At 66.5% G+C, this 6,212-nt stretch carries 7 protein-coding genes; 5 read left to right on the plus strand and 2 right to left on the minus strand.

Going from position 1 to position 6,212, the window contains the following annotated elements; translation table 11 throughout:
* Positions 1 to 210: 210 nt before the first annotated feature.
* Genes AC3WJE_RS20775 through AC3WJE_RS20785 form a run of 3 tightly spaced genes read left to right on the plus strand, consistent with a single transcriptional unit; the run spans position 211 to position 3,145 of the window.
* A complete protein-coding gene (locus AC3WJE_RS20775; RefSeq protein ID WP_493732746.1) occupies positions 211 to 1,059 on the plus strand; it encodes a MurR/RpiR family transcriptional regulator in 849 nt (282 codons plus the stop codon).
* A gap of 14 nt (positions 1,060 to 1,073) precedes the next feature.
* The gene (locus AC3WJE_RS20780) at positions 1,074 to 1,850 is read left to right on the plus strand and encodes a L,D-transpeptidase family protein (RefSeq protein WP_493732747.1); all 777 of its coding nucleotides are present in this window, start codon (positions 1,074 to 1,076) and stop codon (positions 1,848 to 1,850) included.
* Positions 1,847 to 3,145, plus strand: coding sequence for an APC family permease (locus tag AC3WJE_RS20785; RefSeq protein WP_493732748.1), 1,299 nt, complete (start codon positions 1,847 to 1,849; stop codon positions 3,143 to 3,145). The genes AC3WJE_RS20780 and AC3WJE_RS20785 overlap by 4 nt, the downstream gene beginning before the upstream one ends.
* Before the next feature lie 146 nt (positions 3,146 to 3,291).
* On the opposite strand, the gene AC3WJE_RS20790 is transcribed toward AC3WJE_RS20785, so the two are convergent.
* Together AC3WJE_RS20790 and AC3WJE_RS20795 are read right to left on the minus strand one after the other, a co-directional pair.
* The gene (locus AC3WJE_RS20790; protein WP_493732749.1) at positions 3,292 to 3,567 is read right to left on the minus strand and encodes a TFIIB-type zinc ribbon-containing protein; all 276 of its coding nucleotides are present in this window, start codon (positions 3,565 to 3,567) and stop codon (positions 3,292 to 3,294) included.
* Positions 3,568 to 3,822: 255 nt separating this feature from the next.
* Positions 3,823 to 4,329 carry a CcdC protein domain-containing protein gene (locus AC3WJE_RS20795; RefSeq protein ID WP_493732750.1) on the minus strand — a complete coding sequence of 169 codons (507 nt, stop codon included), beginning with the start codon at positions 4,327 to 4,329 and terminating at the stop codon, positions 3,823 to 3,825.
* A 154-nt stretch (positions 4,330 to 4,483) separates the two neighbouring features.
* Here AC3WJE_RS20795 and AC3WJE_RS20800 point away from each other — a divergent pair, with 154 nt between their 5' ends.
* A complete protein-coding gene (locus AC3WJE_RS20800; protein WP_493732751.1) occupies positions 4,484 to 4,813 on the plus strand; it encodes a hypothetical protein in 330 nt (109 codons plus the stop codon).
* 101 nt (positions 4,814 to 4,914) lie between these two features.
* A complete protein-coding gene (locus AC3WJE_RS20805) occupies positions 4,915 to 6,069 on the plus strand; it encodes a PQQ-dependent sugar dehydrogenase (RefSeq protein WP_493732752.1) in 1,155 nt (384 codons plus the stop codon).
* Positions 6,070 to 6,212 lie beyond the last annotated feature (143 nt).

Genomic DNA, 6,212 nt, shown 5'->3' on the forward strand with positions numbered 1-6,212 from the left:
GGCAGAAAACGACGCACATCCATGTGCGTCGCCCTTCGGGTTTTTCCCGCTGGCTCCGTCGCTGCGGATGGGGGCCCGGAAAAGCGGAAAAGCAACATCAACAGCAACAACAGAATCACGAGCAACAGCAAGATCAATTGCCACGGCAAGAACAACAGCACGCAAACCCGGTAGATTGACCCAATGCCGCGCGGAGACCACGACCGTCCCATGCCCCCCCTGGTGAAAATCCGCGCCGAGCGCGACGGCATGTCGGCCATCGAACGCCGCATCGCCGACTTCATCCTCGAAAACGCCCACCTGCTGCGCGACTACTCCTCCCAGCAACTGGCCAGCGCACTCGGCATCAGCCAGTCCAGCGTGGTCAAGTTCAGCCAGAAGCTCGGCTTCAAGGGCTATCCCGACCTCAAGTACTCGATCGGCGAGGCCATCGCCCGCGCCGGCAATCCACAGCCGCGCCAGGCCGCCAGCGAGGACAACGACGACGCCTACGCCCGCCTCGACCTCGCCCTGCGCGACAGCAAGGCCGCCTCCGAGGAGGAGACGCGCCTGCTCAATCCGCGCAGCAACGTCGAGGCGATCGTCGGCCTGCTCGACGGTGCCGGCAAGGTGTTCGTCTGTGGTATCGGCGATGACGGCCTGTTCGCGCGCGAGTTCGCGATGCGGCTGTCGCTGCTCGGCGTGCTTACCGTGCATCACGCCGATCCGATCCTGCTGATGTCCAACCTCTCCGCCACGCGCGAGGGCGATGTACTGCTGATGTTCTCCGAGTTTGGCCAACTGCCACAGCTCGGCCACATCGCACGCGAGTTCCAGACCAGCGGCGGCAAGCTGGTATCGATCACCCGCCACACCGCCAACCCGCTGCGCGCGATGGCCGACGCCGCGCTGGCGATCTCCGCGCACGATCCGGCCCCGCACATCGCGCAACTGCTCTATCGTGCGTCCTTGCAGTACCTGCTCGACTTCGTGTTCGTGCTGCTGTGCCAGGCCAACCCCGGCCGGCACCGCGAACTGGCCACCAACCTGGCGCGGGTACAGCGCCTGCTCGAATCCTGATCCCGGAGCCCCGCATGACCCGTCTCTTCCACGCGACGCTGCTGCGCATGCTGGCTCCCCTGGCAATGCTGACCTGCGCGCCTGCCCTCGCGGCTACGTCCTCGCCGATCGACGCGGCCAAGCAACTGGTCGTGGTGGTGACGCCGGACTGGAATGCCACCGAGGGCCGGCTGCAGACCTTCGTGCGCAATGGCGACCGCTGGCAGACGGCAGCTCCCGCGTTCGCGGTGGCGATCGGTCGCAACGGCAGCGGCTGGGGCGATGGCCTCAATGCGCCGCAGACCGACGGCCCGCAGAAGCGCGAGGGCGACGGCCGCAGCCCGGCCGGTGTGTTCGCCATCGGCACCGCGTTCGGTTACGCCGGCCACATCGACAGCGCGATGCCCTACCAGCCGATGCAAGCCACGAACTGGTGCATGGACGTGCCGGACTCGCCGCTCTACAACCGCATCGTCGATGCCAAACAAGTGGGTGCAGACGCGGTGAAGGGCTCCAGCGAGCCGATGCGGCTGGACCTGCACCACGATGGCGACGTGCGCTATCGCGAGGGCTTCGTGATCGAACACAACGCGCAGGCCATCCCCGGCCACGGCAGCTGCATCTTCGCGCACCTGTGGCGCACGCCGGGCGAAGCCACCGCCGGCTGCACCGCGATGGAGCCGGCCGACATGCAACGTTTGCTGGCATGGCTAGATCCGAAGGCAACCCCGCGCTTCGTGCTGCTGCCACGGGCCGAATACCGTCGCCTGCAGGCCACCTGGGCACTGCCGGCGCTGGAGAAAACACGATGAGTGCGCCGACACCCGACAAGCCGCAACTGCTGCGCGCGGTCAGCCGCTGGCAGATCGTCGGGCTGTCGATCAACGATGTGATCGGCAGCGGCATCTACCTGATGCCGGCGCTGGTGTTCATGCATCTGGGCGCTTTCAGCATTGGCTCGGTGGTGCTGGCCGGCGTCGCGGTCGCGCTGCTGGTGTCGTGTTACGCGCAGGCGGCCAGTTATTTCGATCGTCCCGGCGGCAGCTACCTGTACGCGCGCGAGGCGTTCGGCCCGTTCGCCGGCTTCCAGGTCGGCTGGACGATCTGGCTGACCCGCATCAGCTCGGCCGCTGCGCTCGGCAACGCGCTGGCCGATGCGGTCGCGCGCTTCTGGCCGGCTGCAGCCGACGGCGTCGGGCGTCTGCTGGTGGTGATCATCTCGCTCGGTGGGCTGACTGCGATCAACGTGATCGGCGTGCGCTCGGCCGCACGCACCGGGGTGGTCCTGGTGATCGGCAAGCTGGTGCCGCTGCTGCTGTTCGTGGCGATTGGTCTGTTCTACATCAACTGGGACCAGGCACTGGGCGGTACGCGTCCGGACATGCACGACTACGGCAACCTCGGCCAGGCCGCGCTGTTGCTGCTGTTCGCCTATGCCGGCTTCGAGAACATCCCGGCCGCCGCTGGCGAGTACCGCAATCCGCGTCGCGACGTGCCATTCGCGTTGATGGTGATGATCGTCACCGTCACCGCGATCTACGTGCTGGTGCAACTGGTCGCGCAAGGCACGCTGCCGAACCTGACCGCCTCGACCACACCGCTGGCCGATGCCGCCGCGCAGTTCGGCGGCGAAGGACTGGCGCTGCTGCTCACGGTCGGCGCGACCATCTCGATCCTCGGCACCACCAGCAACACGGTGATGCTGGGACCGCGCTTCCTGTTCGCGCTGGCCCAGGATGGTTACGGCCCGAAGCTGGTCGCAGCGGTGCATCCGCGTTTCCACACGCCGTACGTGGCGATCCTGGTGCAGTTCGTGATCTCGCTGGCGCTGGCGTTGAGCGGCTCGTTCGAACAGCTCGCATTGCTGTCGATGGTTACCCGCTTGCTCGCCTACCTCGGCACTGCCGCGGCGGTGCTGGTGCTGGCGCGCCGTTATCGCGACCGCGAGGGCGCCTTGCGTTTGCCAGGCGGTCCGCTGATTCCGGTATTGGCGTTGTTGCTCACGTTGGCGCTGTTGGCCAGCGCGAGCTGGCAGAACCTGCTCGCCGCCGGCGTGGCGATCGTGGTCGGCGCGGTGATCTATCTGTTCCCGAGACGCACGGGCTGAGTCTTGTTTAAGGTTTTCCGATCGCCCGTTCACCGTAGGAGCGGCTTCAGCCGCGAGGGCTTTCCCGGGAACGCCCTCGCGGCTGAAGCCGCTCCTACGGTCCGATGGCACTTGCTATCTCCTGATCAGGACTGGCCCTCACACCGTCAGAAATCGAACAGCTCGCCCAGCAAGGATTTCTTCTTGCGCTTGTAGTGATGTTCCTGCGGATAGTGGCTCTGCCTGGCACGTTCGTCGTAGCCGGCGTCATGTCGAGCCGGCGGAATCGGCGGCGGCGGTGCCACCTGTTCGCTGCGCTCGATGATCCGGTCCAATTCACCACGATCGAGCCAGACCCCTCGGCACTTGGGGCAGAAATCGATTTCGATGCCCTGACGATCGGCCAGGGACAGGGTTACGTCTTTGCAAGCGGGACAAAGCATGAAGAAGGTCTCCGTAGTCGGTTCTGGACCGCGACGGGATACATGCCTGCAAAGGTATGCCCTCGCCGCGGTAGCGGCGAAGGTCTTGCCCACAGACGGCTGAACCGTCCGCTGCTGCACCGGGGCGATGGGCCCGTAATGACGGTGACAGCACGAGAGAGCTACTCCCCTTCAACTCCAGCCTAGCATGCGGGTTCGCCACTCCATGCTGAACCGTCCAGCGGACTGTTCACGAACCAAGGCGCGCAGCGATGCTCAACGCACCGCGGTGAATCGTCGCATCCACACCAGCAGGCCGATGCCCTGGGTCAGCGAATAGGCCACCAGCGCCGCCGCCATCGCCAGCGTCAACGGACTGATCTGGTTCGGGTCCTGCTGCATCCCGCCCAACAACGCGCCCTGGCTCCAGCGCCAGGCAAGCCGCGCCAGCAACAGCACGCTCAATGCACCGCCGATCCAGGCATTGGGGGTATAGCCGGGGCTGCCGTCGCGCAGTTCGACCTGGGTATGCCGCAACGCGAACAGGCCGAGCGCCGCGCCTGCCAGCACGCCGCCAGCTACCCCCATCGCGACATGCGGCAGCACGAACACCGCCAACAACAGGAATACGGCGACCAGGCTCAGCAACGTCACCCGTACCCAGGTACGCCGCGGCTGCCAGCGCTGGTAGCCGAAATGACGCCGCATCCGCCGGTAGTACAGCCACAGCACCCCGCTCGCAGTCAGGTAGGGCGTCAGCATGGTCAGGGAATAGGCGGCCATTCACAGCATCCTCGGGGCAGGAGGCGATGCTACCGCTACACCGCGAGCCACGCGTGCTGCGTCGCAACTTCATGCTTGCATCACCCATCCTGGCGACCGGATTAACGCCCGATGGCCTAGCGTGATGGTTCATCCTTCGCGGAGAAACCTCGCCATGAACCTCACCTACCAGATCCCCGGCCGCACGCCGGAAGGCAGCGCCCGCGAAGCCATATCGCGCTATTGGCGCGAGCGCTTCGGCGACGAACCGTATTACAGCGACGGCGAGGCGTTCGAGGATTACGAACCGGCCTACATCGCCGGTCACGAAGCGCGTATCCGCGATTTCAACCGTACCTACGAACAGGTCGAAGCCGAGCTGCATCACGACTGGGATGCCCACCGCGGCGCGCATTCGCTGGCCTGGAGCAAGGCGCGCCACGCGGTGCGTCGCGCATGGGAACACGCCGCGCACGTCGAAGTGGATACGCCACGCAGGATGTAGCGCGATGTTCCCGACTGCGCGGCAACAACCACGCCGGGTCGCCGCCGCCCGCGTCGATCCGCTAAGGTGAAGGCTCGAACCGCACTCCCGGAGCCCGCATCATGTCGAAGCCCGCCCGCCTGCTGACGGTCCTGTACGCCGTTGGCCTCGCGTTCTCCTCGTTATCCATCACCGCCTGCGCGCAACCTGCGGCGGTCAAACAGGCGCAATGGCCATTCACCGCCACCGAGTTCGGCAGGTTCAAAGAACCCTGGGCGATGAGCTTCCTGCCGGACGACACCCTGCTGGTCAGCGAGAAGCGCGGCGCGCTCAAGCGCTTCAACCCGGCCACTCGCCGCACCGGCGACATCAGCGGCGTGCCCGAGGTTGCCTATGGCGGCCAGGGGGGCTTCGGCGACGTGCTGCCGCATCCGGATTTCGCCCGTAACGGCTGGGTCTACCTGAGCTACGCCGAGGCCGGCGACGGCGATACCCGTGGTGCAGCGGTCGCACGCGCCAGGCTGGCGCTGGATGCCGACGGCGGCGGCGCGCTGTCGGAACTGAAAGTGATCTGGCGGCAGGTGCCCAAGGTCGAGGGCGGCGGCCATTACGGCCACCGGCTCGCATTCGGCCCGGACGGCAAGCTGTGGATCACCTCCAGCGAGCGGCAGAAGTTCGACCCGGCACAGGACATGAGCAGCAACCTCGGCAAGATCGTACGGCTGGAAGACGACGGCCGCGTGCCGGCCGACAACCCGTTCGCCGCTCAAAGTGGCGTGACCGCGCAGGTCTGGTCACTCGGCCACCGCAACGCACTCGGCATCGCCTTCGACGCGAAGGACCGGCTGTGGGTGCACGAGATGGGCCCGCAGGGCGGCGACGAACTGAATCTGATCAGGCGCGGCGCCAACTACGGCTATCCGATCGTCTCCAACGGCGACCACTACGGCGGCGCGCCGATCCCCGACCACGACACCCGCCCGGAATTCGCCGCACCGAAGATCACCTGGAATCCGGTGATCTCGCCGGCCGGCTTCGTGATCTACAGCGGCACGCTGTTTCCGCAGTGGAAGGGGGATGGCTTCATCGGCGGATTGTCCTCGCGTGCGCTGGTGCGCGTGGCGTTCGACGGCACCGACGCACGCGAGGCCGAGCGCTACGACATGGGCGCGCGCATCCGCGAGATCGAACAAGGCCCGGACGGCGCGCTCTGGCTGCTGGAAGACGAACGCGGCGACAGCCAGGGTCGCCTGCTCAAGCTCACCCCGAAGGCATAGCGCTTGCTTCGTAGGAGCGGCGTGAGCCGCGATGGGGTTTTACCGGGGAAGCTTCATCGCGGCTTCCGCCGCTCCTACGAGGTTCTGGGTGCCTCAGCGCCGCTGCAACCAGCGCAAGCCGTAGCCGGGCAATGTGATGCGGG

The organism is Pseudomonas sp. GW821-FHT07E12 (genome assembly GCF_058986605.1).